Source organism: Streptomyces sp. NPDC051133 (assembly GCF_040682635.1).
Classification (GTDB): domain Bacteria; phylum Actinomycetota; class Actinomycetes; order Streptomycetales; family Streptomycetaceae; genus Streptomyces.
Window position 1 is genome coordinate 39,271 of record NZ_JBFBBK010000002.1, and the last position, 22,550, is coordinate 61,820.

Annotated in this window: 28 protein-coding genes and 2 pseudogenes; 16 read left to right on the forward strand and 14 right to left on the reverse strand. The window is 70.4% G+C overall.

The features are described from left to right. Positions 1-91: 91 nt before the first annotated feature. The 7 genes from AB0N17_RS02345 to AB0N17_RS02375 all read right to left on the reverse strand — a co-directional run bounded on the left by AB0N17_RS02345 (position 92) and on the right by AB0N17_RS02375 (position 6,365). The gene (locus AB0N17_RS02345) at positions 92-706 is read right to left on the reverse strand and encodes a sigma-70 family RNA polymerase sigma factor (protein ID WP_366009188.1); all 615 of its coding nucleotides are present in this window, start codon (positions 704-706) and stop codon (positions 92-94) included. 189 nt (positions 707-895) lie between these two features. Beyond that, positions 896-1,594: a hypothetical protein gene (locus tag AB0N17_RS02350; RefSeq protein WP_366009189.1), complete on the reverse strand. Its 699-nt coding sequence runs from the start codon at positions 1,592-1,594 to the stop codon at positions 896-898. 170 nt (positions 1,595-1,764) lie between these two features. Continuing rightward, the gene (locus tag AB0N17_RS02355) at positions 1,765-2,286 is read right to left on the reverse strand and encodes a copper chaperone PCu(A)C (RefSeq protein ID WP_366009190.1); all 522 of its coding nucleotides are present in this window, start codon (positions 2,284-2,286) and stop codon (positions 1,765-1,767) included. Beyond that, the gene (locus AB0N17_RS02360; protein ID WP_366009191.1) at positions 2,283-4,556 is read right to left on the reverse strand and encodes a heavy metal translocating P-type ATPase; all 2,274 of its coding nucleotides are present in this window, start codon (positions 4,554-4,556) and stop codon (positions 2,283-2,285) included. Before AB0N17_RS02360 ends, AB0N17_RS02355 begins: the two co-directional genes overlap by 4 nt. Beyond that, positions 4,556-4,804, reverse strand: coding sequence for a hypothetical protein (locus tag AB0N17_RS02365; protein ID WP_366009571.1), 249 nt, complete (start codon positions 4,802-4,804; stop codon positions 4,556-4,558). Before AB0N17_RS02365 ends, AB0N17_RS02360 begins: the two co-directional genes overlap by 1 nt. Before the next feature lie 219 nt (positions 4,805-5,023). Further along, complete coding sequence (locus AB0N17_RS02370) at positions 5,024-5,764, reverse strand: YcnI family protein (protein ID WP_366009192.1); 741 nt, start codon at positions 5,762-5,764, stop codon at positions 5,024-5,026. 40 nt (positions 5,765-5,804) lie between these two features. Further along, a complete protein-coding gene (locus tag AB0N17_RS02375) occupies positions 5,805-6,365 on the reverse strand; it encodes a hypothetical protein (protein ID WP_366009193.1) in 561 nt (186 codons plus the stop codon). A 365-nt stretch (positions 6,366-6,730) separates the two neighbouring features. On the opposite strand from AB0N17_RS02375, the gene AB0N17_RS02380 reads away from it, so the two are divergent. From AB0N17_RS02380 to AB0N17_RS02425, 10 genes and pseudogenes are all read left to right on the forward strand, one after another. Next, a complete protein-coding gene (locus tag AB0N17_RS02380) occupies positions 6,731-6,940 on the forward strand; it encodes a hypothetical protein (protein WP_366009194.1) in 210 nt (69 codons plus the stop codon). A 188-nt stretch (positions 6,941-7,128) separates the two neighbouring features. Then, positions 7,129-8,569: pseudogene (locus AB0N17_RS02385) on the forward strand (PepSY domain-containing protein). 367 nt (positions 8,570-8,936) lie between these two features. After that, positions 8,937-9,773: a trypsin-like peptidase domain-containing protein gene (locus AB0N17_RS02390; RefSeq protein ID WP_366009195.1), complete on the forward strand. Its 837-nt coding sequence runs from the start codon at positions 8,937-8,939 to the stop codon at positions 9,771-9,773. Positions 9,774-10,009: 236 nt separating this feature from the next. Beyond that, positions 10,010-10,441: pseudogene (locus AB0N17_RS02395) on the forward strand (ATP-binding protein); the annotation flags it as partial. A gap of 49 nt (positions 10,442-10,490) precedes the next feature. Next, entirely contained in the window at positions 10,491-10,883 is a 393-nt protein-coding gene (locus AB0N17_RS02400) for an SCO5389 family protein (RefSeq protein ID WP_366009196.1), read from the forward strand. Between the two features lie 218 nt (positions 10,884-11,101). Then, positions 11,102-12,079, forward strand: coding sequence for a zinc ABC transporter substrate-binding protein (locus tag AB0N17_RS02405; protein WP_366009197.1), 978 nt, complete (start codon positions 11,102-11,104; stop codon positions 12,077-12,079). A gap of 9 nt (positions 12,080-12,088) precedes the next feature. After that, positions 12,089-13,012, forward strand: a complete 924-nt coding sequence (locus AB0N17_RS02410) for a metal ABC transporter ATP-binding protein (RefSeq protein WP_366009198.1) — start codon at positions 12,089-12,091, stop codon at positions 13,010-13,012. After that, positions 13,009-13,914, forward strand: coding sequence for a metal ABC transporter permease (locus AB0N17_RS02415; RefSeq protein WP_366009199.1), 906 nt, complete (start codon positions 13,009-13,011; stop codon positions 13,912-13,914). Before AB0N17_RS02410 ends, AB0N17_RS02415 begins: the two co-directional genes overlap by 4 nt. Continuing rightward, positions 13,911-14,783 carry a metal ABC transporter permease gene (locus AB0N17_RS02420; protein WP_366009200.1) on the forward strand — a complete coding sequence of 291 codons (873 nt, stop codon included), beginning with the start codon at positions 13,911-13,913 and terminating at the stop codon, positions 14,781-14,783. Before AB0N17_RS02415 ends, AB0N17_RS02420 begins: the two co-directional genes overlap by 4 nt. A gap of 21 nt (positions 14,784-14,804) precedes the next feature. Continuing rightward, the gene (locus tag AB0N17_RS02425; protein WP_366009202.1) at positions 14,805-15,395 is read left to right on the forward strand and encodes a transcriptional repressor; all 591 of its coding nucleotides are present in this window, start codon (positions 14,805-14,807) and stop codon (positions 15,393-15,395) included. Here AB0N17_RS02425 and AB0N17_RS02430 read toward each other — a convergent pair. Further along, complete coding sequence (locus tag AB0N17_RS02430) at positions 15,283-15,972, reverse strand: cation transporter (RefSeq protein WP_366009204.1); 690 nt, start codon at positions 15,970-15,972, stop codon at positions 15,283-15,285. The genes AB0N17_RS02425 and AB0N17_RS02430 overlap by 113 nt on opposite strands. A gap of 2 nt (positions 15,973-15,974) precedes the next feature. Next, on the reverse strand, positions 15,975-16,310 hold the full coding sequence (locus AB0N17_RS02435; protein WP_366009205.1) for a metalloregulator ArsR/SmtB family transcription factor: 336 nt from the start codon (positions 16,308-16,310) through the stop codon (positions 15,975-15,977). Positions 16,311-16,432: 122 nt separating this feature from the next. On the opposite strand from AB0N17_RS02435, the gene rpmF reads away from it, so the two are divergent. Beyond that, positions 16,433-16,603 (forward strand): 50S ribosomal protein L32, encoded by a 171-nt coding sequence (gene rpmF / locus AB0N17_RS02440; protein ID WP_366009206.1) that lies wholly within the window; start codon positions 16,433-16,435, stop codon positions 16,601-16,603. Positions 16,604-16,609: 6 nt separating this feature from the next. Next, on the forward strand, positions 16,610-17,716 hold the full coding sequence (locus AB0N17_RS02445) for a GTP-binding protein (protein ID WP_366009207.1): 1,107 nt from the start codon (positions 16,610-16,612) through the stop codon (positions 17,714-17,716). A gap of 104 nt (positions 17,717-17,820) precedes the next feature. On the opposite strand, the gene AB0N17_RS02450 is transcribed toward AB0N17_RS02445, so the two are convergent. Further along, positions 17,821-18,315, reverse strand: coding sequence for a helix-turn-helix domain-containing protein (locus AB0N17_RS02450; RefSeq protein ID WP_366009208.1), 495 nt, complete (start codon positions 18,313-18,315; stop codon positions 17,821-17,823). 113 nt (positions 18,316-18,428) lie between these two features. On the opposite strand from AB0N17_RS02450, the gene AB0N17_RS02455 reads away from it, so the two are divergent. Together AB0N17_RS02455 and AB0N17_RS02460 are read left to right on the forward strand one after the other, a co-directional pair. Further along, complete coding sequence (locus AB0N17_RS02455; protein ID WP_366009209.1) at positions 18,429-19,223, forward strand: SDR family oxidoreductase; 795 nt, start codon at positions 18,429-18,431, stop codon at positions 19,221-19,223. A 24-nt stretch (positions 19,224-19,247) separates the two neighbouring features. After that, a complete protein-coding gene (locus tag AB0N17_RS02460) occupies positions 19,248-19,607 on the forward strand; it encodes a nuclear transport factor 2 family protein (protein WP_366009210.1) in 360 nt (119 codons plus the stop codon). A 265-nt stretch (positions 19,608-19,872) separates the two neighbouring features. Here AB0N17_RS02460 and rpsR read toward each other — a convergent pair whose 3' ends face one another. From rpsR to rpmG, 4 genes are all read right to left on the reverse strand, one after another. Continuing rightward, complete coding sequence (rpsR, locus tag AB0N17_RS02465; RefSeq protein WP_366009211.1) at positions 19,873-20,106, reverse strand: 30S ribosomal protein S18; 234 nt, start codon at positions 20,104-20,106, stop codon at positions 19,873-19,875. A 73-nt stretch (positions 20,107-20,179) separates the two neighbouring features. Continuing rightward, positions 20,180-21,358, reverse strand: coding sequence for a GTP-binding protein (locus tag AB0N17_RS02470; protein WP_366009212.1), 1,179 nt, complete (start codon positions 21,356-21,358; stop codon positions 20,180-20,182). Beyond that, positions 21,355-21,612 (reverse strand): type B 50S ribosomal protein L31, encoded by a 258-nt coding sequence (locus AB0N17_RS02475; protein ID WP_366009213.1) that lies wholly within the window; start codon positions 21,610-21,612, stop codon positions 21,355-21,357. The genes AB0N17_RS02470 and AB0N17_RS02475 overlap by 4 nt, the downstream gene beginning before the upstream one ends. Positions 21,613-21,617: 5 nt before the next feature. Continuing rightward, positions 21,618-21,782: a 50S ribosomal protein L33 gene (rpmG, locus tag AB0N17_RS02480; RefSeq protein ID WP_019888385.1), complete on the reverse strand. Its 165-nt coding sequence runs from the start codon at positions 21,780-21,782 to the stop codon at positions 21,618-21,620. A gap of 73 nt (positions 21,783-21,855) precedes the next feature. Here rpmG and rpmB point away from each other — a divergent pair, with 73 nt between their 5' ends. Continuing rightward, positions 21,856-22,092: a 50S ribosomal protein L28 gene (gene rpmB / locus AB0N17_RS02485; protein WP_366009214.1), complete on the forward strand. Its 237-nt coding sequence runs from the start codon at positions 21,856-21,858 to the stop codon at positions 22,090-22,092. Continuing rightward, on the forward strand, positions 22,092-22,397 hold the full coding sequence (rpsN, locus tag AB0N17_RS02490; protein ID WP_366009215.1) for a 30S ribosomal protein S14: 306 nt from the start codon (positions 22,092-22,094) through the stop codon (positions 22,395-22,397). Before rpmB ends, rpsN begins: the two co-directional genes overlap by 1 nt. The last annotated feature ends 153 nt before the right edge of the window (positions 22,398-22,550 follow it).

The window sequence follows — 22,550 nt, forward strand, 5'->3', positions numbered from 1 at the left end:
TTGGCAATCCATCTCAGGTGCCGCTCACGGAACTCCGGTGGCGAGGGTGCCGGTGCCGTTCTTCCAGCAGGCACCGGCACCCTCCTGGCGCTCAGGCCACCAACACGGCGGGCTCGTCTGCCTCGTCCAGTAGGTTCATCAGCGTCGCGCGGGCACGGGCCACGCGGGAGCGGACCGTGCCGATCGGGCAGTCACTCACCTCGGCCGCCTCCGCGTAGGGCAGGCCGAGCAGCTGCGTGAGGATGAACGCCTCCCGGCGGTCATCGGGCAGCGCGGCCAGCAGATCCAGCAGGGCGATGCCGTCGTCGAAGCCGGGCAGGTCGCACGGCTGGGCCAGCTCGACGGCCAGCTGCCAGTCCGGTACGTCCGACAGTCGGGGGCGGGCGGCGGCGTACCGGTAGCTGTCGATCACGGCGCGGCGGGCGATGGACAGCAGCCATGCACGCGCCGAGGAACGCCCCTCGAACCGGTGCAGACTGCCGAGCGCCCGCAGGAACGTGTCCTGCGCCAGATCGTCCACCGCCTGGGGATCGCCGCACAGATGGGCGACATAGCGCTGGACGTCCCGGTGCAGGGCGCACACGAACAGCTCGACCGCGTCCGCGTCACCGCCGCGGGCGGCCAGCGCCCACGCGGTGATCGAATCGTCGAGCGCTGCCGGGGTGTCGCTCCGGGTGCGCGAAGTGGGCAGGGCAGAGGAAATCACCTGGTGTCCTTCTCGGGTCAGCCATGATCCGGACCAGGGCGGCGTCACAGCGCGCCGGTCCGGTGAAAGTGGGAAAGACGGCCCTACGGCATCGCTGTGGCGCTGCGGCGCCGGTGCGGTCGTACGGCCGTGGCCCGAGGCGCACAACGGCAACAGGGCAGCCGGGCAGCCTCGGGAAACCAGCTGTCTTCAGACGACAGCCGTCCCCGCAGGCGGACCCCGAGAAGTGATTGCGTGGACGAGGAGGAGGAGACGCGGCGCCCGGTCCGAGCGGCGGCGCCGCAGGTGGACGCGCGGGCGGTCCGGGGGGACGGGCAGGGCCAGCAGCAGCCGCAGCGGCGCCGCCAGCCAACCGGCCGCCGCCCGCAGGATCCGGAAGGCGGCCCTCTCGCCATACGCCAGCCACAGACCGCACAGCACCGCGGCGAGCAGGTGGGCGGCGAGCATGCCGGACGACGACGAACCGCCGTCCATGGAGTGCCCCATGTGATCCATGGGGCTCATGCCCGTGTGGCCCCTGTGCATGGCGCCTATGGCCATGGAGCCCATCCGCATCGAGCCCATGTCCATGGAGCTGTCCGTGGCGCCCATGCCGCTCATGCCCGTGGAGGCCGAGCCGCCGGACGGGCCGGACGTCGACTGGGCGTAGGAGAACGCCTCGTGCAGCACCGTCTGGGCGGCGACCACGACCGACACGATCAACGGCAGCCCGCGCTCACGCCCCGCAAGACACCAGCCCACGGCACCGGTCACGGCCCCGCCGGCGGCCAGCGCCCACGCGGGCACGTCGCTGCCGGACATCAGGACGTGGCCCAGGGCAGCGAGCAGCACGCACATGGCCGCGAACACCGCGGCCCGTATCGCGCGAGCACACCACCCTGCTGTCATGGCGCCTCATCCTCGCATCCGGGCTTCGGTCGTCATGCGTGGGTACGGACATCCACGGGGGACCGTACTCAATCCGCTGAGTGTGATCCAGCCCATGACAACGGGCTGGAACTCGACGGCACTCTGCCCCGACGTCTAGGAGAGGATTCCTCCGCCCCGAGGACCGGCGATCACGGGCCGCTGTCGCCCGGGCGGATCACGACCGCGAGTGTCTCGACCGGCGCGCTGTGGGCGAAGTGCAGCGTGAACGGCACGAGGTCACCCGCCCGCCAGCCGGCCCCGGCCCGCAGCGTCACGTCCACACCGCGCGGCGACATGGACAACTCGCCGCCCGCCGAGATGGTGGCCGAGGTCACGTCAGCCTTGTAGGCGGCCCGGCCGCCCAGCATGCGGTGCCCGCTGAGGGTGATCCGGCCGTGCGCGGCGGTGGACGTCACGTTCACCAGCCGGTCGTCCGCGCCACCGACGTTGGCGATGTCGAAGAGGGCAGCGGTGTCCGTGCTGTCCCCGTACGGCAGGAGGACCCGCCCGTTCGAGACGGTGATCCGGGCCGGGCCGCCCGCCTTCCCGGCCCCGGTCCAGGCCGTCAGCCCGCCCAGGGCGAGGCTGCACGCGGCCACGGGCGCGAGCGCGGCGAGGAGGGTGTCGGTCAGCCGTCGGCGAGTGGGGCGCCAGAGGTTCTGCTCGGTCATCGGGTACGCCTCCGGGCGGGAGCGGGCGAGGGCTGCCAGGCGCGCAGCCGCAGGCTGTTGCCCACGACCAGCAGCGAACTCACCGACATCGCGGCCGCGGCGAACATCGGATTGAGCAGGCCGACCATGGCCAGCGGCACGGTCACGACGTTGTAGCCGAAGGCCCAGACGAGGTTGGCCCGGATCGTGCCCAGCGTGCGCCGGGCGAGCCGGACCGCGTCCGCGAGCGCCTCGATGTCCCCGCGTACCAGCGTCACGTCGGCGGCCCCGATGGCCACGTCCGTGCCGCTGCCCATGGCGATGCCCAGGTCGGCCCCGGCCAGAGCGGCGGCGTCGTTCACTCCGTCGCCGATGACCGCGACGCGGTAACCCTGCTCCTGCAGGTCCCGTACGAGGGCGGCCTTGTCCTCGGGTGTGCAGCGGGCGTGCACCTCGTCGATGCCCAGGGTCGCGGTCACGGCCTGCGCGGGCCCCTCACGGTCACCGGTGGCGAGCACCGGCCGCACGCCGAGGCGCCGCAGCCGGTCCACGGCCCGATAACTTCCGGGCCGTACGACGTCTCCAATCTCGATCAGTGCCTCTGCCGTCCCGTCCACCCGCACCAGAACAGGCGTATGGGCCGCGGCCTCGGCCACCGACAGCGCGTCCGCCAGGTCGGTGGGCAACTCACCGTCGCAGGCGAGGACTTCCACCCGCCGACCCTCGACCAGGCCGCGCACGCCCTGCCCTGGCACGGCGGCGAACTCACTCACGTCCGGCAGCGGCCCTTCGGGGAGCTCCCTGCGGGCGTACGCGGCGATCGCCCGGCCCAGGGGATGCTCCGAACCGTGCTCGACGGCACCGACCAGCCGCAACAGCACCTCCTTGCCCGGTCCGCCGGGTACGGCCGTGACCCGGGCGACGGCCATGTGGCCGGACGTGAGCGTGCCGGTCTTGTCCAACACGACCGTGTCGAGGTGCTGGAGCCCCTCCAGTGCCTGGGGTCCGCTGACGAGGACGCCCAGTTGGGCACCGCGGCCGGTCGCTGCCATCAGCGCGGTCGGTGTGGCCAGGCCGAGCGCGCAGGGGCAGGCCACGACGAGCACGGCCACGCACGCGGTGACGGCGGCCTGCGGGTCGGCCCCGGCACCGAGCCAGAAGCCGAGACAGGTGACGGCCAGCGTCAGCACGACGGGGACGAAGACGCCTGCCACCGTGTCGGCCAACCGCTGCGCCCGAGCCTTCCCGGCCTGGGCCTCGGTCACCAGCCGGGTGATCCGGGCGAGCTGAGTGTCGGCGCCGACGGCCGTGGCCTTCACCAGCAGCAGCCCGCCTGCGTTGACGGCACCGCCGACCACGGCCGAGCCCGGCCCGACCTCGACCGGCTCGCTCTCCCCGGTGACCAGGGACAGGTCGACCGCCGAACTTCCCTCCACCACCTGCCCGTCGGTGGCCACGCGCTCCCCAGGCCGCACGACGAAGACGTGCCCCGCCCTCAACCGCTCGATGGGAATGAGCCGTTCCTCGTTGCCCTCGCGGATCGTCACCTCTTTGGTGGCGAGTTGGGCCAGTGACCTGAGCGCCGCCCCGGTTCCGCGCCGGGCCCGCGCCTCCAGGAAGCGCCCTGCCAGAACGAACAGAGGTACACCGACGGCCGCTTCGAGATAGAGGTGCGCCGCGCCGTCAGAAGCCGAGGGCACCAGTGTGAACGGCATCCGCATCCCGGGCTCACCCGCACCACCGAGGAAGAGCGCGTAGGCGGACCAGGAGAAGGACGCCACCACACCCAACGACACCAGGGTGTCCATGGTCGCGGCCGAGTGCCGCAGCCCACGCGCCGCACGCACATGGAAGGGCAACGCCCCCCACACCGCGACCGGCGCGGCCAGCGCGAAGCACAGCCACTGCCAGTTGCGGAACTGCAGCGCGGGCACCATCGACAGCACGAGCACCGGCACCGCGAGCAGCGCGGTGATCAACAGCCGGTCCCGCTCCTGGCGAGCACCCTCGGACTCGCCCGCGTCCTTGTCCTCGCGCGTCTCGGGCTGCTCGGGCGGTTCGGGCAGGGAAGCCGTGTAACCGGCCTGCTCGACCGTCGCGACGATTTCCTCAGGACTGATCTGCGCCGGATGGCTGACCCGGGCCCGCCCGGTGGCCAGATTGACGGTCGCCGTGACCCCGTCCAGCTTGCCGAGCTTCTTCTCGACGCGTCTCACGCAGGCCGCGCAGGTCATGCCGCCGACGGTCAGGTCGGTCGTGACCAGGTCGACGGCCACGGGTTCCGCGCCCATTAGTGGCCTCCCCCGTGCATGTCTCCCATGTCATCCGTGCCGCCGCCCCTGCCGGGATCGCCGTCACCCCGGCTCGTGCCGGTGCCGTGCATGCCGGGCGCGACGGGCCCTGCGGCGGCACCGACGGCGTACGACACCGTGAACATCAGGGCCAGCAGGAGAAGGAATCCGCACAGGGCGGGCGGAGGCACCAGCTTCCGCAGCACCGCACCCGCGCCGGAGGAAGAGGATTGCCGGGACTCGTCCATCAACCGCGTCTCCAGATCACGTCGTACGGCGTCGGTCGGATCGCGCCGTACTGCTTTAAGGAGTCGGGGCCGCCGGGGGTCGAGTTCCGGAGCCAAGTTGTGGTCCGCGTCACGCGAGGGACAACTGTGCCGGGTTCACGGCAGCGGAACGCTGCCCTGCCGACGGCACGGCGGCGGAACGCTGCCCTGCCGACGGCTACCGCCGGCAGGGCAGATGAACTACTCCGCCCGGGATCCGGCGGAACGGCCGCGCACGACGGCAAAGCCAGCCGCCGCGAGACCCAGCACGCCGACGACCAGCCCGGCGATGCCGAGACCGCGGGCGGTCGAGTCGCTGGCCGAGGCGGTCGGCTTGGCGCTCTCGGAGCCGTTCGAACTCGCCGCCGAGGCGGTCGAGGTGCCGGCGCCGTCCTCCGCGCCCTTGGCGGTGAGCTTGAGCACGGGTGCCGGGTTCTCCGGCTCCTGGCCGCCCTGCGCCTCCTCGATCCAGCGGACGACCTTGCCGTCGGAGTACGTCTGCAGGGTCTTGAAGGTCAGCTGGTCGGTGTCGTCGGGCAGCTGACCGAAGGCGACGTTGAAGTCCTCGTACTGCCCGGCGCCGATCTTCCCGCCGCTGAAGGTGATCTCGGAGGCGGCCTCGGTGATGGTGCCGTCGTCCGTCTTGACGGGCGTCTTGAGCTTGGTGGTGGTGACCTGGGCGGTCCAGCCGTCCTGCGGGTGGACCAGCACGCCGAGGACGGGGTGGTCTGTGGGCAGGAAGACCTGGACCTTGGTGGTGGAGGCGTTGTCCTCCTCGTTCGGGACACGGAAGGTCAGCACGCCGTCGGTGGCGCCCTTGGCGTAGCTGTCGGGGTAGACGGTGACGTGCGCGGAGGCGACGCCCGCCGCGGCGAGAAGTCCGGCGGCGGTCAGGGCGGTGAGGGCGCCGGCGCGGCGCAGGGTGGTGCGGGTCCTGGACATGAGGTGAGGGATCTCCGTACGGAAGAAGGGATGTCGGGGGTCAGAGTGCGTACGACATCCCCGTCGGCGGCCCCCGCCGGTGAACGGCGTACCTCAGCCGCACCTGCCTGGGCGCCCACGGCTCACCGTCGGCCCGACGCACCAGCCCCGGCCCGGCCGGTGCACGCCACGCCCCGCCGGCCACCTGCGACCAGGCGGCAAGCGCCGGCACGAACGCGACCGCCCAGCGCAGCAGCGACCACAGTGCCGCCTCACCGCGCCGCAGCCACCAGGTCAGCAGCAAAGCCGCCCCGGCATGCGCGGCGGTGGCGTGCGGCGTCAGCGCATGGGGCGCCTGGACCATCCGCATTCCGTGCATGACCATCGCGGCGTGATGGGGCTCGGCGGCGTGGAAGACAAGGTGCAACCCGCCCTGCGCGGCCAGCGTCCCCGTGCCGATGGCGGCCAGCGACCGCTCACGGCCACCCAGCAAACAGCCCGCTGCGAAGACCGGCACGAATGAGGCGACCTGTACCCACACCGAGGGCGCCATGCCCGTGGCCATGACATGCCCCCCGGCAGCGAGCAGCACGCACAGCACGGCAAACACCGCCGCGCGCACGCTCCGCACCATCAGGGACCCACTCACGGCACCTGATGCTGCCACGCGTCCAAAGGATCTCTCCCCCGGCACCGGCATACGCATCACCGCCCGCGGAGCTGTTACCCGGTCGACCTGCTCCCTCCTTACGAGTCGGACGTGGGTGCCGTTCAGTTCCCGGCCATGTTGGCGAAATCGAAGCACCGGTAGCACTCCAAGGAGCACGAGCGAATGCCCGCCACCTCCGCGCCCCCTGCACACGAGGGGGTCGCGCGTCCACCGCATCCGCGCCGGGTATCCCCGGGACAGTCCCCCGCGGCCACCGGTCGGTCCGATCCGTCCGGCCACTCGAGTGCCGCACCTCATGTCCACGGAGGTAGAGCATCATGACCGACACCAGCGGGCTGGAGCCCGTCGCCACGTTCTGCGGGAACTGCAACTGCGGCTGCCCCCAGCTCTTCGTCGACCCGGCCGCCCCCACCGACCGCCGCATCGTCCTGACCGACGACTTCGGCCAGCGCGTCCAGATGAGCGCCGACCAGTTCTCGTCCCTGATCGACGACGCCAAGGCAGGCAAGCTGGACGGCATCGCCTGACCGACCGCCGCAGGGCAACGCGAAGGCGGCCCGCATCAGCGACTCCCTTGCTCCAGTCGCTGCATGACGCCGGGCCGCCCGACCTTCGCGACCGGCCGGGTGTTCCACATCACAGCAACGGCGCGGAACTCACCCCTCCGCTCAGCCGACAGCTGACGTGACACCCGTACGCCCCAGGAGCAGCGCCCATGTCGGTCGAACCGCCCACCACCGCCCCACCCTGCACGGCTGACGATGCCGGTGAGCCGGCCCCGGGCCCCGCCTCTGCGGCGGCTCCCTCGGCCCTGCGCGCGCTGCGCCCCCTGGTGCTGCGCCTGCACTTCTACGCGGCGTGTTCGTCGCGCCGTTCCTACTCGTCGCGGCGGTCACCGGGCTCCTGTACGCGGGCCCGTTACAGGCCGAGAAGATCGTGTACGCCCACGAACTGACCGTCCCGGTCGGCGACCACAAGCTGCCCATCTCCCAACAGGTGGCCGCCGCCCGCAAGGCCCACCCCGAGGGCACCATCTCCGCCGTGCGGCCGTCACCGCAGCCGGACGCGAGCAGACGCGTGCTGCTGTCCGGCGTGAAGGTCATAGCCGCCGACCACACGCTCGCCGTGTTCGTGGCCCCCTACACCGGCAAGGTACGTGACGCACTGGAGCAGTACGGCTCCACCGGCGCTCTGCCGCTGCGCACCTGGGTCGACGAACTCCACAGCAACCTGCACCTCGGCGACACCGGCCGCCTGTACAGCGAGTTCGCCGCGAGCTGGCTGTGGGTCATCACGGGCGGCGGACTGGTTCTCTGTTCGGCCGGCGCCGCGCCCAGCGCAAGGTTCGCGGCACCACCGGACGGCGCCGCTCCCTGACCCTGCACGGCACCGTGGGCGTGTGGGCGGCAGGCGGCCTGTTCTTCCTGTCCGCGACCGGCCTGACCTGGTCCACCTACGCAGGCGCCAGCATCAGCGACCTCCGGGAAGCCCTCGGCCAGTCCACCCCGTCGGTCACCGCGACGGTGAGCAGCGGTCACGAGGGACACGGCTCCATGGCCGGGACGGCCATGAACAGCATGAACATGGGCGCCCGCTCCGGCAACCGGTCCGACGCCGGTCTGGACGCCGTCCTGAAGACGGCCCGCGCCGAGGGCCTGTCCGCCCCGGTGGAGATCGTGCCGCCCGCCGACTCCTCCTCCGCCTACGTCGTACGGCAGGTCCAGCGCAGCTGGCCGGAGAAGCAGGACTCGATCGCCGTCGACCCGGCCACCGGCAAGGTCGCCGACGTCCTGCGCTTCTCCGACTACCCGCTGCTGGCCAAGCTCACCCGGTGGGGCATCGACGCCCACACCGGCAGCCTGTTCGGCCTCGCCAACCAGATCGCGCTGGCCGCCCTCGCCCTGGCCCTGATTCTCCTCATCCTCTGGGGCTACCGCATGTGGTGGCAGCGCGGCCGCGGCTCCGCCTTCGGTCGCCCGATCCCCCGCGGCGCCTGGCGGCAGGTGCCGGTGTACGTGCTGGTGCCCTGCGCCGCCGTGATCGCCGTCCTCGGCTACTACGTCCCGCTGCTCGGCATCCCGCTCGCCACCTTCCTGGCGGTGGACATCGTCCTCGGCCGGCTCACTCGCCATCGCACCGGGCACGCACACACCTGAACCGACCGGCCCGGCGGAGGGCGCCCGGCACTGCCCACAGAACCGGACAATACTGCCCGCAATCGCCCAGGCCGCCGGGATCCCTGTAGGGCCGTGGCCGGCGCGTCCCCCGGGCACGGTGGGACGCGCCGCCTCCTTGGATCCACCCCCTACAGCGCATCAGAGCACAGCGCCGTCACATCCCGTACGCCGGTCCGAAGCGGATGCTCGCCGTGCAGTGGAGGGCGTGCAGAGGTCGTGGAGTGCTGCGAGCAAGGGCAGACCCGGCGTCGCCCGGGCTCGAAGGACGCCACGTCGATGGGCTCACAGGAAAATCTCAATTAAGTTGGAGCGCCTGTCTCGCATTCGTGAGACAGAGTGATCACTGATGGAGCGCATCTCCCGCATCTTGGTCACCTCGCGTCCCGCGTTGCTCGGCACCGTGGCGATGCTCACCCTGACCTCGTCCGTGGCGGCCGCCGAGGTCAGGCCCAGGCCCTCAGGGGCTGTGTCGCACGTCGCCCGGACAGCGGGCCACACGGGACAGACGGGCCCTCCGACGCAGGCCATGGGGACCACCGGCGACGTCGTCGCCGATAGGCAGACGGCGCGGGTCGGCGCGCTGTTCGACGCGGACCGGGCCGACGACCTGTCCGGCGGGCACCTCTGCACGGCCTCGGTCGTGCACAGCCCCCACGGCGATCTCATCGTCACCGCCGCGCACTGCGTGAGCGACACCGGCACCGACCTGGTGTTCGTGCCCGGCTACCGGAACGGGCACGCGCCGAATGGGGTGTGGAAGCTGGAGCACCGCTATCTGCCCGACGGATGGACCAAGGACCAGGACGAGGACAGCGACCTGGCCTTCGCCACCGTCGACGACCAGGACGGCAAGGCGATCGAGGACGTCGTCGGAGCCAACCGGTTCACAACCGGTACGGCCACCGGCGCCACCGCCGTGACCGTCATCGGCTACCCCGACTCCCGCGAGACGCCCATCAGCTGCACCAACAAGCCGACCTCACAGAGCAGCACTCAGCAGCGCATTGACTGCCCCGCCTTCACCCTAGGCACCAGCGGCAGCCCCTGGATCAACAGTGAGGGCCAGGTCGTCGGCGTCCTCGGCGGCTATGACGAGGGTGGCGACACCGACGACGTGTCCTACAGCGTGACACTGGGCAGCCAGGCGGCCGACCTGTACAAGGCCGCGATCAGCGGTCCTTGATCCGTGCGTGGCACGCCCAACGGCACCGTTAACGGTGGCGCCGTCTCACCGACAGGGGCTGGGCCCGCGTCGCACTACTGCGGCGCGGGTCCAGCCCTTGCCGCGCTGAAACCGGCCCCATGGCCCCCCACACCAGCACTGGTGCGGCGGACGAGTGCCGTCTGACTACTTCGATTGCACGCCACTGCGCGGGAGACGCGACGCGACCATATATGACCGATCACTCATATGGACAGACCTTCCTGGTCGTCGAACCGACTCGGAAGAGTGTGTCCGTCTACCGCCAGTACCGGGGCCACGCTGCCGAGTTCGGCATTCCGGTCGCGGTCGTCGGCAACAAGGTCACCGGCGAGGACTACCTGCTCTTCCTCAAGGAGCAGGTCGGCGACGACCTGCTCGCCCACTGTCTGCAGTCCTCGTACGTCCGCGCGCAGGAGTAGGGCCGCGACCACGGCGAGCTCGAACCGCACAACACCCGCACGCTGGACCGGCTGCGCGCGGCCGTCGACGCCCGCCCCAAGGACTGGGCGGCCTTCCAGCGGCACGCCGTCGAGTTCCACCTGCGCAACGCCGCCGCCTGGGCCAACGAGGCCACCGGCCAGGACCTCGCCACCCAGGTCGACCCGGACTTCCAGCACGGCCCCGAGGCCCTGGCCGCCCTCGCCTGAGCCCCGCCCACCTCAAGACCAGTACAACCAGAGAACAGGACAACCCTTCATGTCGCTCGACGTCTCCCCGCAGCTGCTCGCCGAAGCCGAGAACGGGGAAGTACGGGAGCAGGACTTCGTGGAAACGGTCCGCACCTCCCTGCCGTACGCCTACGACCTCATCGCCCGCCTCGCCGCCGAACTACGCTCCGGCGGCACGGAGTTCGCCGACAACCAGACCCCGCCGCCCTCCGAGAAGGAGCGCGGTCAGCTTCTGCGGGCCCTGTCCAGCGACGCCATCCGCGGCAGCCTGGAGCGGCACTTCGGCGTGGCCCTCGCCTTCCAGAACTGCCACCGCGTCGCCGCCTTCCACCCCGATGCACGCGGCAGTGAGACCCATGCGCGCTTCACCTCACTGCGCGCACAGATCCTCAATCAGTCGCCGGAGTTCCGCGACTGCTGATCCGCATGCGGGGTCCGTGGACCTTGCGGCTCCCGGGCTGCCGCCGCTGCTGCCGGCGGCAGCCCTTCGCGGTGGTCGTACACCCGGTCAAAAGATGGCAACGGTTTTCATCTGACATTGATGTGAAAATCATTTCCATCTAGCGTGGGTGGTGTCACCGCACCGCCGGCACGTGGCCGCTTCCCGTCCGGCATCGGCACCGCCCGAAGGAGCCCCGCATGTCCCCCGTTCCCGCCTCCCGCTCGGCCCGCCCGTCCGCGAGGCTCGCACTGATCACCGCCGCAGCCGCCCTGACCGCCGCTACGGCGACCGCCTGCTCCACCTCCTCCTCGCACACCAGCGACACCGACACGACCAGCCACGGCGGAGGCTCTGGCAAGACGATCCAGGTGGTGGCGGCGGAGAACTTCTGGGGCAGCATCGCCTCGCAGCTCGGCGGCAGCCACATCAAGGTGACCAGCATCATCAACAACCCGGACACCGACCCGCACGACTACGAGCCGACCGCCGCCGACGCCCGCACCGTGGCCGGCGCCCAGTACACGATCGTCAACGGCATCGGCTACGACGCCTGGGCCGACAAGCTCCTGGCCGCCAACCCCGGCAGCGGGCGCACGCAGCTGAAGGTCGGCGACCTGGTCGGGATCAAGCCGGGTGGCAACCCGCACCGCTGGTACTCCCCCGATGACGTCCACAAGGTGATCGAGCAAATCACCGCCGACTACAAGAAGATCGACCCGGCCGACGCCGCCTACTTCGACCAGCAGAAGACGGCCTTCGAGACCAAGACGCTGGCCGGGTACAACAAGCTCATAGCCGACGTCAAGGCGAAGTACGCGGGCACCCCGATCGGCGCCTCGGAGTCGATCGTCACCCCGCTCGCCGAGGGCCTGGGGCTGAAGATGCTGACACCGGAGACGTTCCTGGACGCGATGAGCGAGGGCTCCGACCCGACGGCCAAGGACAAGGCCACCATCGACCAGCAGATCAAGAACAAGAAGATCAAGGTCTACGTCTACAACTCCCAGAACTCCACGCCGGACGTCCAGGCGCAGGTCAAGGAGGCCAAGGCGGAAGGCATCCCGGTCGCCACCGTCACCGAGACGCTCACCCCCGCCGGAGCTTCCTTCCAGCAGTGGCAGACCACCGAACTGCAGGGCATCGAGCAGGCCCTGGCCAAGGCGACCGGGAAGTGAGCTGACGCCATGAACCCGATAGCGAAGGCCCGCGAGGCCGTCACACACAGCGCCCACACCATCCCCAACCGCCGCGCAGGCGGCCACGACACGGCACCGGGCAGCGGAAGCGACCCGGTGGTCGCCCTACGCGGGGCCGCCGTGCGGGTCGGCGGCCGGACGCTCTGGTCGGGCGTGGACCTTCGCATCGGGTCCGGCGAGTTCACCGCCGTACTCGGCCCGAACGGCGTCGGCAAGTCCACCATGATCAAAGTGCTGCTCGGCGCCCTGCCCGCGGCGGCCGGTGAGGTCCGGGTGCTCGGTACCCGGCCGGGTCAGGCCAACGACCGCATCGGCTACCTCCCCCAGCGACGCAGCTTCGACGCATCCCTGCGGATCCGCGGCGTGGATGTGGTGCGCATGGGTCTGGACGGCGACCGGTGGGGGGTGCCGCTTCCGTTCCCCAGCGCCCGCCGCCGGGCCGCCCGCGCACGCGTGGACGAGGTGATCGAGCTGGTCGGGGCGTCGGCGTACGCGCACCGGCCCATCGGACAGTGTTCCGGCGGCGAGCAGCAGCGCCTGCTGATCGCCCAGGCACTGATACGCCGCCCCGAACTGCTGCTGCTGGACGAACCGTTGGACAGCCTCGACCTGCCCAACCAGAGCGCCGTCGCCGCGCTGATCGGGCGCATCTGCCACCAGGAGGGCGTGGCGGTGGTCATGGTCGCCCATGACGTGAACCCGATACTCCACCACCTGGACCGGGTCGTGTACCTGGCCGAGGGCGGAGCCGCCGCCGGCACTCCGGAGGAGGTCATCACCTCCGGGACGCTGACCCGGCTGTACGGCACACCGGTCGAAGTACTGCGGACTTCGGACGGACGCCTCGTCGTGGTCGGCCAGCCGGAAGCGCCCGCGGTGCACACCGACCGGCACTCCGGGGAGCCGTCATGATGCTCGCCGAGACCGGGGCACCGGCCTGGTCGTGGAACCTCCTGACCGACTTCCAGGACATGTGGTCGTACCCCTTCATGGTCAACGCCTTCCGCGCGGGCGCGGTCGTGGCTGTCGTCTCTGCGCTCGTGGGGTGGTTCGTGGTGCTGCGGCGGCAGACATTCGCCGCGCACACCGTCTCCCTGGTCGCCTTCCCCGGCGCGGCCGGGGCTCTCCTGCTCGGAGTGAGCGCGGTCTACGGCTACTTCACGCTGTGCGTGGCCGCCGCGCTGGTCATCGCGACCCTACGCGGCGGCGGTGACCATGAGGAATCCGCGCTCACGGGGACCGTGCAGGCGTTCCTGCTCGCCTCCGGGTTCCTGTTCACCGCCCTGTACCGGGGCCTGCTGGAAGGCCCGCAGACCATCCTTTTCGGCACCTTCCTGGGGATCACGTCCTCGCAGGTGACCGTGTTGACCGTGGTCGGCGCGGTGGTGCTGGCCGTGCTGGCGCTGATCGGGCGGCCGTTGCTCTTCGCCTCCGTGGACCCGCAGGTGGCCGCCGGAAGCGGAGTGCCGGTCCGCACGCTGTCGTTGGTCTTCCTCGTCCTGCTCGGCGCTGCCACTGCCGAGGCGAGTCAGATCACCGGAACCCTCCTGGTCTTCGCCCTCATGGTGATCCCGGCCGCCACCGCCCAGGTCCTCACGGCCCGCCCGGCGCTGAGCCTGGCCCTGGCCGTCCTGCTGGCCTTCGCCGCAACCTGGCTCGGGCTGACCGCCGCCTACTACTCGCCCTACCCGCTGGGCTTCTTCGTGACGACCATCGCCTTCGCCGGATACCTGCTCGCCCTGGGCTATCGCTCGCTGCGCGAAGTGCTCGGCCGGACCGGGTTCCCGGCTGCTTCCAGGGAGGTGCCGGCATGAAGACGATCCTGCTCGCCGCCTCGCCGCTGTCCCAGCCGTTCTTCCAGCACGCCTTCCTCGCCGGGACCGCGATCGCCGCCGCCTGCGGACTGGTCGGCTACTTCCTGGTCCTGCGCGCCCAGGTGTTCACCGGCGACGCACTCAGCCACGTCGCCTTCACCGGCGCGATGGCCGCCCTCGCCTTCGGCGTCGACCTGCGCCTGGGACTGTTCGCCGCCACCATCGGCATGGCGCTGCTCTTCGGCACCCTCGGCCGCCGGGCGCGCCCCGATGATGTGGTCATCGGCAGCGTCTTCTCCTGGATCCTGGGCCTGGGCGCCTTCTTCATCACCCTCTACACGACCTCCCGCAGCACCACCAACGGCACCGCCGGGATCAGCGTGCTGTTCGGCTCCATCTTCGGCATCTCCGCCGACAGCGCTGTCGTCGCCGCCCTGGTGGCCGCCGGGGTCGCCCTGCTGGTGGTCCTCATCGCCCGGCCGCTGCTGTTCGCCACCCTCGACGAGGCCGTGGCCGCAGCACGTGGTGTACCGGTACGGCTGCTCGGCTTCGGCTTCCTCGCCCTCGCCGGCATCAGCGCCGCCGAGGCCACCCAGGCCGTCGGGTCCCTCCTCCTGCTCGGTCTGCTCGCCGCCCCCGCAGGCGCCGCGATCCGCCTCACCGACCACCCCTACCGGGCCCTCGCCCTCTCGGCCGGGCTGGCGGTGCTGGAGATGTGGGCGGGCCTGTTCGCCTCCTACGCGGTGCCGAAGATGCCACCCAGCTTCGCCATCATGGCCGTCGCCACGGCCGTCTACGCCGCCACGTTCCTGATACGACGGCCCGCCCACGTCCCCCGTGCACGATCCGCTGTCCCCACCAAGGAATAAGAACCCGAGCGAGGCACGCTGATGGCACCCACCCGGCAACGCACCCCAACTGAAGTCGCGCTGATCGGCCGCCACACCCAGCAACGTTCCATCGTCCTCGCGGCGTTCATCCGGGCCGACGGCTTCGTCGGAGCCCAGGCCCTCCACGCCCAACTCGCCGCCGACGGCACACCGGTCGGCCTGTCCACCGTCTACCGCACCCTGACCCGCCTGGCCGGCGCGGGCCGGGCCGACCTGGTCCGCGACGCAGGCGGCGAACGCCTCTTCCGCTACCGCCCCGGACCCGACCACCGCCACTACCTCATCTGCACCGAATGCGGCCTGAGCCACCCGGTCGAACTCCGGCCCGATCGAGGACTGGGCGGACGGCATCGCACAGCACTCCGGCTTCGCGAACGTCCGGCACACGGTGGAACTCTCCGGAGTGTGCCCGGACTGCGGCGGAGGGCAGGCGGCGACCGAACGACAGTGACCGTTGAGGTCAGTCGCAGCAACCACATCAAACGCTCAGCTCAGCGCGGGCAGCCGGGACTCCAAGGGTCGTGGGGGCGGCGCAGCACCCCTTCCCACGCCAGGCATCGCGCCCTTCCTTCAAAGCGACTGCGGCGATGACAAGGGCGGCGACCGGATCCGCCCAGGACCAACCGAGAGTGTCATTGAGGATCAGGCCGATTAGGAGCACCGCGGACAGGTAGGTGCACAGCAGCGTCTGCTTGGAGTCCGCCACCGCCGAAGCCGAGCCCAGTTCCCGCCCTGCCCGGCGCTGGGCGGCGGACAGAACCGGCATGACGACCAGGGAGAGGGCGGCGAGCACGATGCCCGGCAGGGAGCGGCCGGCCTCTCCGGTGCCGGTCAGGGCCCGTACGGCATCCACAGTGACGTAGGCGGCGAGCGCGAAGAACGACAGCGCGGTGATCCGCAACGCGGTCTTCTCCCGGGCCTCGCGCACCGCGTGCTCGCGGGCGGAGAACTGCCATGCAACCGCGGCGGCGGAGGAGACCTCGACGACGGAGTCGAGGCCGAAGCCGACGAGCGCGGTGGAGGAGGCCAGGGTGCCGGCGGTGAGAGCGACGATCCCCTCGATGGCGTTGTAGGCGATGGTCGCGGCCACCAGCAGCCGGATCCGCTTGGCAAGAGCGCTGCGCCTCGCCGGATCGGGGCCGAGGGATACGGATATCTCCTCGGTCATGGTCAGCAGCACCCCTTCTCGGCGGCCTCCGCACACGTCCGGTCGCCCTCGACGGCGACCACCACGTTTCGCAGGTCGTCAAGCGCGTGACCGAGGCGTTCGTCGGCGAGTTCGTAGCGGGTGCGTCGGCCGTCGGGGACGGTGACGACGAGGCCGCAGTCACGCAGGCAGGCCAGGTGGTTCGACAGCCTGGTGCGCGAGACGTCCAGCGCGTCTGCGAGGTCGGCGGGGTAGGCGGGTGCTTCCCGCAGGGCGAGCAGGATGCGGCAGCGGATCGGGTCGGCGAGCGCCCGGCCGAACCGGGCCAGCACCTCGACGTCGGAGGCAACAGTCAGCACGCCGTCGACGGTACACGCATTCCTGAATTCAGGGAATCCTGAACTAATTGAGTTAGTGTAATGGCATTCATTTTCATGTAGCCTCAACAGCCCTCGCTGTTCGACCTATTCAGGAGGACCCCATGGCCGTTCCGAAGCGGAAGATGTCCCGCAGCAACACCCGCCACCGCCGGGCCCAGTGGAAGGCGGCCACGCCCGCGCTCGCACCGATCACCGTCGACGGTGTCTCGTACCTCGTGCCGCAGCGGCTGGTGAAGGCGTACGAGCGCGGACTGCTGCGTCCCGAGGGCTGAGCGTCCATGCTGTCCAACCGACTGCCCGTCACCGTCCTGTCCGGATTCCTGGGGGCGGGCAAGACCACCCTCCTCAACCACGTCCTCGGCAACCGCGAGGGACTGCGTGTCGCGGTCATCGTCAACGACATGAGCGAGGTCAACATCGACTCCGCGCTGGTGCGTGGTGGCGAGGCGGCCCTGTCGCGCACCGAGGAACGCCTGGTCGAGATGACCAACGGCTGCATCTGCTGCACCCTGCGCGACGACCTGCTGGTGGAGGTGGACCGACTGGCCCGCGAGGGCCGCTTCGACTACCTGCTCATCGAGTCGTCCGGCATCTCCGAACCCATGCCGGTGGCCGCGACGTTCGCCTTCGCCCGCGACGACGGCGCCACGCTGGGGGAGATCGCCCGCCTGGACACGATGGTGACGGTGGTCGACGCCGCCAACTTCCTGCCCGAGCTGACGAGGGGCGACGAGCTGGTCGAGAGGGGCCTGGACCAGTACGAGGACGACGAGCGCACCGTCAGCGACCTGCTGATGGACCAGATCGAGTTCGCGGACGTCATCGTTCTCAACAAACTCGACCTCGTGGACGAGGAGTCGGCCGACCGGCTGCGGGCGACGCTCACCCGTCTCAACCCGGCCGCACGCATCGTCCCGGCCGTCCACGGTCGCGTGAAGGTCGGCGACGTGCTGGGCACCAAGCTGTTCGACCTGGAACGCGCCCAACAGGCCCCGGGCTGGGTGAGGGAGCTCAACGGCGACCACGTCCCCGAGACGGAGGAGTACGGAATCTCCTCGACCGTCTTCCGCGCAGCACTGCCCTTCCACCCCGCCCGGCTGTGGACGTTCGTAACCCAGGAGCTGGACAGCGGCGCGTACGGACAGATCCTGCGCTCCAAGGGCTTCTTCACCCTGGCCAGCCGACCGCACGTGACGGGATTGTGGTCCCAGGCCGGCTCCGTCGCCCGCTTCGAGCCCTATGTCGGCCGTGACGCCGACAGCCCGGGCGGCCAGGAGCAGCGGTTGTCCAAGGGGTTGCGGCCCGGGTGCCGGGCACGGCGGCGCCGAACCGGCAGCAACGGCTCAATCTTTGCCCGGAACTTGTCTCCGACGAGCCATGGTTGAGTATCGCGCTTGCTCACACCCCGGCAACGGATCCGCAGGCACCGAGGGCACAACTCGTCGCCTGTAGGTGAGACGGACGGCAAGTGGTGATTGCATCATCAGGCTCAGGTCGCCGTGATTCGGGTATAGCGGGCGCGCATGGCGTTGCTGGCGGCGGGGCCGGCGGTGAACACATATGCGTTGCTGTCGTCGAGGCGGAGGCCGGTCTTGGCGTCGACGACCACGGGTTCGACCTCTTCACCGCTGTCTGCATCAACCAGGATCATGCTGCGCTGCTCGGGGGCGAGGCGGGAGTTGCCCCAGGCTGCAAGGGTGACGATCACCGGGCGCAGGGATCGGCCCAGGTCGGTCAGGACGTATTCGTGGCGTACCGGGTTGACCTGGTACGGGCGGCGCTCCAGGAGGCCGTCGCTCACGAGGGTTTTCAGGCGTGCGGTGAGCATGCTGGTGGAGATGCCGAGGTTCTCCTGGAACTGGTCGAAGCGGGTGTAGCCGTCGAAGGCGTCGTGGAGGATCAGCAGCGTCCACCATTCGCCAACGTGCTGCACGGTCGTCGACAGCGGGCATTCGAGGTCTTCTGCCCTGATACGGCTTGCCAAGGTTGACCACCCCCAGAGAGTGACTGCTAAAATCGAAGTTACTTGGTTCTATTTTAGCAGTAACGAGGGGGTGCGGTGCCCGTGCCTGCCCGCACCCGGGAACGGAATGCGACATGATCACCCCCGCAAGCCCGGACAACGAATCCCTGAAGGGCCGACGCACTCTGGTCACCGGTGGCACGAAGGGGGTCGGTGCCGCCGTCGCCCGACGGCTGGCCCAGGCCGGCGCCACCGTACTGGTGACCGCGCGGAGCCGACCGAACGGTGTCGCGGCCTCGGACATGATCACCGCCGACCTGGCCAGCCCCGAGGGGGCCGCCACAGTGGTCCAGGAAGCCCTCCGCCGTCTGGGCGGCGTCGACATCCTGGTCAACAACCTGGGCGGCTCCGAGGCACCCTCGGGCGGATACGCGGTCCTCAGCGAGGACGACTGGGCCAGGGAGCTGAACATCAATCTCCTCGCTGCCGTCCGTCTGGACCGCGGCCTGCTGCCCGGCATGATCGAAGCCGGCAAAGGCGTCATCATTCACGTCTCCTCGATCCAGCGCCGCATGCCGCTGTGGAACGGCACCCTCGCCTACGCCGCCGCCAAGGCCGCGCTGACCACCTACAGCAAGGGCCTGGCCAACGAGGTCGCCCCGCACGGGGTCCGCGTCAACACGGTCGCCCCCGGCTTCGTTCAGACCGCTGCCGCCGACGACCTCGTCGCCCGGATTGCCAAGAACGCCGGAACCACCCACGAAGCTGCGCTGAAGCAACTCATGGGCTCCCTCGGCGGTATCCCGCTGGGCCGTCCCAACCGCCCCGAAGAAGTCGCGGAGCTCGTCGCCTTCCTCGCCTCCGACCGTGCCTCCGCCATCGTCGGCGCCGAACACGTCATCGACGGCGGCACCATCCCCACCGTGTGAACCCCACCACCGTCAGGAATTGCCATGCACACCGACCAGCCCCAGGACATCGCCCCCGACGTACTGCCCGAGGTGATCACCCGCTACCTGGCTGCCCACCGCGACCATGACACCGCCGCTGCACTCAGCGCCTTCCATTCGGACGCCACCGTGACCGATGAGGGCAAGACCCACCGCGGAGCCCCCGCGATCGAGACCTGGCTGAACCGTTCCTCCAGCGAGTACACGTACACGATCGAACTCACCAGCGCACAGAAGGTCGACACCGACCACTACGTCGCCACACACCACCTCGAGGGCAACTTCCCTGGCGGGGTGGTGGACCTGCACTATCGCTTCACCCTCGACGGCGGTCTCATCGAGAACCTCGTCATCGAACCCTGACCTGCACCCACGCATGCCCCAGCCAGCATCACTGCACTCAACATCCGTAAGAGCGACTTGCCGCAACGCCCTGAACGAGCAAAGTCGAGGTCTGCCGCGCGGACTCATCGGCGACGGACACGTCGGGTGACGGCGACCGGCATTTGGCATGCGAAGGGCAGGCTGGGATCGCCTGGAGCCTGGCCGCCGGTGCTGGATGCCACGGACGGCCAGGCAGGTTGCGGCGCCGTCGGACCCGGACGCAAAAAGCGCTGCCGCGGGCCGGCTATCGGGCGCTGTAGGGCAGCAGAGCCATCTCGCGTGCGTTCTTGATGGCTTGCGCTATCTGCCGCTGCTGCTGACGCGTCACGTGGGTCACTCGACGGCTGCGGATCTTTCCGCGGTCGGAGATGAACTTCCGCAGCAGGTCGGTGTCCTTGTAGTCGATGTACGTGATGCCGGCGGCGTCCAGCGGGTTGGCGCGCTGACGCTGACGCTGGGCGGTCTTGTCTCGGGGCACGGTCGGGTCGGTCCTCTCTCTTGGGATGCGGTCGGACATGCGGACCATGGGGCAGGGCAGGGCAGGGCAGGGCTCAGACCACGGGGTCGAGCAAGTCGTCGAAGGCGTGCGGCAGTTCTTTCCAGCCGTTCCTGCCCGCCGCGTACTCGTCGTCGGTGAGCAGGCACGAGTCGAGCACGGTCAGCAGACCATCGCGGTCAAGGCCGGGCGAGGTGAAGGTGAGGTGTTGGCAGCGGTCACCGTGCTCGGGGTGCCAGTCCAGCGAGGCTGCGACGCGTCGTTCGGCCGGAACCATCTCCCAGGCGGCCTCAGGCAGGGCAGCCAGCCAAGGTCCGACCGACTCCACGCACAGCGCGCCGCCCGCGGCGTCCCATGACAGCAGCGTGTCGGGGCGGTCGGCCAGCCAGAAGCGCCCACGGCTGCGAGCTGCGGCGCAGGTCAGATCCTCCAGCGCGGCGTAGAGGCGCTGCGGGTGGAAGGGCCGTTCGCGCCGCCAGACGAGGGTGCTCACGCCGTGCTCGTCGCACTCCTGCGGCAGCAGCGCGCACGCCGGATGCAGGCGCGCGGCGGTCGCTCCCACGTCGAACCCCGCCAGCAGAGCGGCACCCAGGGCGCCGCCACTCTCCACACGTACCGGTCGTGCGCCGGGGGTGAGCTGCGCGAGCAGTGCGCGATCGCTGTCGTCGGCGCACTCGCCGTCCTCGCCACCGGAGCCGTCCTCGACCAGGGCGATCACCGTGGGGTACTCCAGCTGCCGGGCGAAGGTGTCGGCGACGGTGCGCTGGTCGGTCGGGGCGGCGGCGAGGCCGACGCCGGCCAGGTCGTCGCCGTTGGCCAGGTACGGCAGGACGAGTGCCGGGTCGACTGCGGTAGCGACCCCGGTCAGCGCGAGCGGTGCACCCGCGCCGGCGATGACCCCGGCCATGGCCTGGGGTTCGACGGAGTCCCACAGTTCCACAACGGCCAGCCGATATCGGCCCTCCTGCGCGAGCCGCAGCAGTTCGGGGACCAGGTCCTCGCGCAAGGCGCAGCACGCGCAGTCGTTCACCAGGGATGCGTCACCGCTGCCGAGCAGGCCGCCGGCGTCTCGCACCGTCCGGTGCACGGCGCTGTCGACGGCGGACGTCAGGTCGTGGTGGAGCGCGACTGAGCCGGGGACCGTACGCAGGATCTCCTCCACGGCGGCCCGGCGGGCGTCGGCGTGCAGTCCGGCGACGATCGCGACTGGCAGCCGCGTCCGGTCCCCGCTCACCGCTTCCCCCCGCCGCGACCGTAGCGCCGCTCGAAGCGCTCGACCCGGCCCGCGGTGTCCAGGACCCGCTGGGTGCCGGTGTAGAAGGGGTGGCTCGCCGAGGAGATCTCGACGTCGATGACCGGGTAGATGTTGCCGTCCTCCCACTCGACCGTCTTGTCGCTCGTGGCGGTCGACCGGGTCAGGAAAGCGAAGTCGGCGGCGCGGTCGCGGAAGACGACCGGGCGGTAGGCGGGGTGGATTCCGGGCTTCACGGCGCTCAGCGCTCCTCACGGAAGTCGACGTGGCGGCCGGCGACCGGGTCGTACTTGCGCAGGGTCAGCCGGTCGGGGTTGTTACGGCGGTTCTTGCGCGTCACGTAGGTGAAGCCGGTGCCGGCGGTGGACCTCAGCTTGATGATCGGGCGCAGTTCGTTACGGGCCATGGCAGCACCATACACAGGATTGGTTTTCATTTTCATTTAGCGCTACTGTGCTGCCACCAGACGAGGAGGAACCATGTCCGCCCACTGCCAACTCACCGGCCGGCAGCCCGGCTTCGGCCACCAGATCTCGCACTCGCACCGGCGCAGCAAGCGCCGCTTCGACCCGAACGTCCAGCGCAAGCGCTACTGGCTGCCGAGCGAAGGCCGCCACGTCCGGCTCACCCTCTCCACCAAGGGCATCAAGACGGTCGACACGATCGGCATCGAGGCCGCCGTGGCCCGCATCCGCGCCCGGGGAGGGAAGGTCTGATGGCGAAGAAGAGCAAGATCGCGAAGAACGAGCAGCGGCGCCTCGTCGTGGCCCGCTACGCCGCACGCCGCTCCGAACTGAAGCGGATCATCTCGTCACCCCGGACGTCCGACGAGGAACGCGCCGCCGCCCAGCGCGAACTACGCCGACAGCCCCGCGACGCCAGCGCCACCCGCCTGCGCAACCGCGACTCCGTGGACGGCCGCCCCCGCGGCCACCTGCGCGCCTTCGGCCTGTCCCGCATCCGCGTACGCGAGATGGCCCACGCGGGCGAGCTCCCCGGCGTCACCAAGAGCAGTTGGTGACCCAGACCCGATCCGCTCCCCCAGGAAGGTCCATGTTCCCGGCACGGTGAACACCAGGCACTCGATGTTCTCGCCGTCATCGTGTCTGAGACCACGACACGGCCTTCCCGTACTCTTCCCCAGAGCCGCCGCGCAGGTTCGGCTCGGGAGGGG

Coding starts and splice junctions, on each gene's coding strand:
- rpmG (WP_019888385.1), bottom strand. CDS start 21,782: ATGGCCCGTAACGAACTGCGCCCGATCATCAAGCTGAGGTCCACCGCC.
- AB0N17_RS02400 (WP_366009196.1), top strand. CDS start 10,491: ATGTCGCTCGACGTCTCCCCGCAGCTGCTCGCCGAAGCCGAGAACGGG.
- AB0N17_RS02445 (WP_366009207.1), top strand. CDS start 16,610: ATGCTGTCCAACCGACTGCCCGTCACCGTCCTGTCCGGATTCCTGGGG.
- AB0N17_RS02355 (WP_366009190.1), bottom strand. CDS start 2,286: ATGACCGAGCAGAACCTCTGGCGCCCCACTCGCCGACGGCTGACCGAC.
- AB0N17_RS02365 (WP_366009571.1), bottom strand. CDS start 4,804: ATGGACGAGTCCCGGCAATCCTCTTCCTCCGGCGCGGGTGCGGTGCTG.
- AB0N17_RS02415 (WP_366009199.1), top strand. CDS start 13,009: ATGATGCTCGCCGAGACCGGGGCACCGGCCTGGTCGTGGAACCTCCTG.
- AB0N17_RS02430 (WP_366009204.1), bottom strand. CDS start 15,972: ATGACCGAGGAGATATCCGTATCCCTCGGCCCCGATCCGGCGAGGCGC.
- AB0N17_RS02460 (WP_366009210.1), top strand. CDS start 19,248: ATGCACACCGACCAGCCCCAGGACATCGCCCCCGACGTACTGCCCGAG.
- AB0N17_RS02370 (WP_366009192.1), bottom strand. CDS start 5,764: ATGTCCAGGACCCGCACCACCCTGCGCCGCGCCGGCGCCCTCACCGCC.
- AB0N17_RS02410 (WP_366009198.1), top strand. CDS start 12,089: ATGAACCCGATAGCGAAGGCCCGCGAGGCCGTCACACACAGCGCCCAC.
- AB0N17_RS02350 (WP_366009189.1), bottom strand. CDS start 1,594: ATGACAGCAGGGTGGTGTGCTCGCGCGATACGGGCCGCGGTGTTCGCG.
- AB0N17_RS02360 (WP_366009191.1), bottom strand. CDS start 4,556: ATGGGCGCGGAACCCGTGGCCGTCGACCTGGTCACGACCGACCTGACC.
- AB0N17_RS02405 (WP_366009197.1), top strand. CDS start 11,102: ATGTCCCCCGTTCCCGCCTCCCGCTCGGCCCGCCCGTCCGCGAGGCTC.
- rpsN (WP_366009215.1), top strand. CDS start 22,092: ATGGCGAAGAAGAGCAAGATCGCGAAGAACGAGCAGCGGCGCCTCGTC.
- AB0N17_RS02420 (WP_366009200.1), top strand. CDS start 13,911: ATGAAGACGATCCTGCTCGCCGCCTCGCCGCTGTCCCAGCCGTTCTTC.
- rpmF (WP_366009206.1), top strand. CDS start 16,433: ATGGCCGTTCCGAAGCGGAAGATGTCCCGCAGCAACACCCGCCACCGC.
- AB0N17_RS02455 (WP_366009209.1), top strand. CDS start 18,429: ATGATCACCCCCGCAAGCCCGGACAACGAATCCCTGAAGGGCCGACGC.
- rpmB (WP_366009214.1), top strand. CDS start 21,856: ATGTCCGCCCACTGCCAACTCACCGGCCGGCAGCCCGGCTTCGGCCAC.
- AB0N17_RS02390 (WP_366009195.1), top strand. CDS start 8,937: ATGGAGCGCATCTCCCGCATCTTGGTCACCTCGCGTCCCGCGTTGCTC.
- AB0N17_RS02425 (WP_366009202.1), top strand. CDS start 14,805: ATGGCACCCACCCGGCAACGCACCCCAACTGAAGTCGCGCTGATCGGC.
- AB0N17_RS02380 (WP_366009194.1), top strand. CDS start 6,731: ATGACCGACACCAGCGGGCTGGAGCCCGTCGCCACGTTCTGCGGGAAC.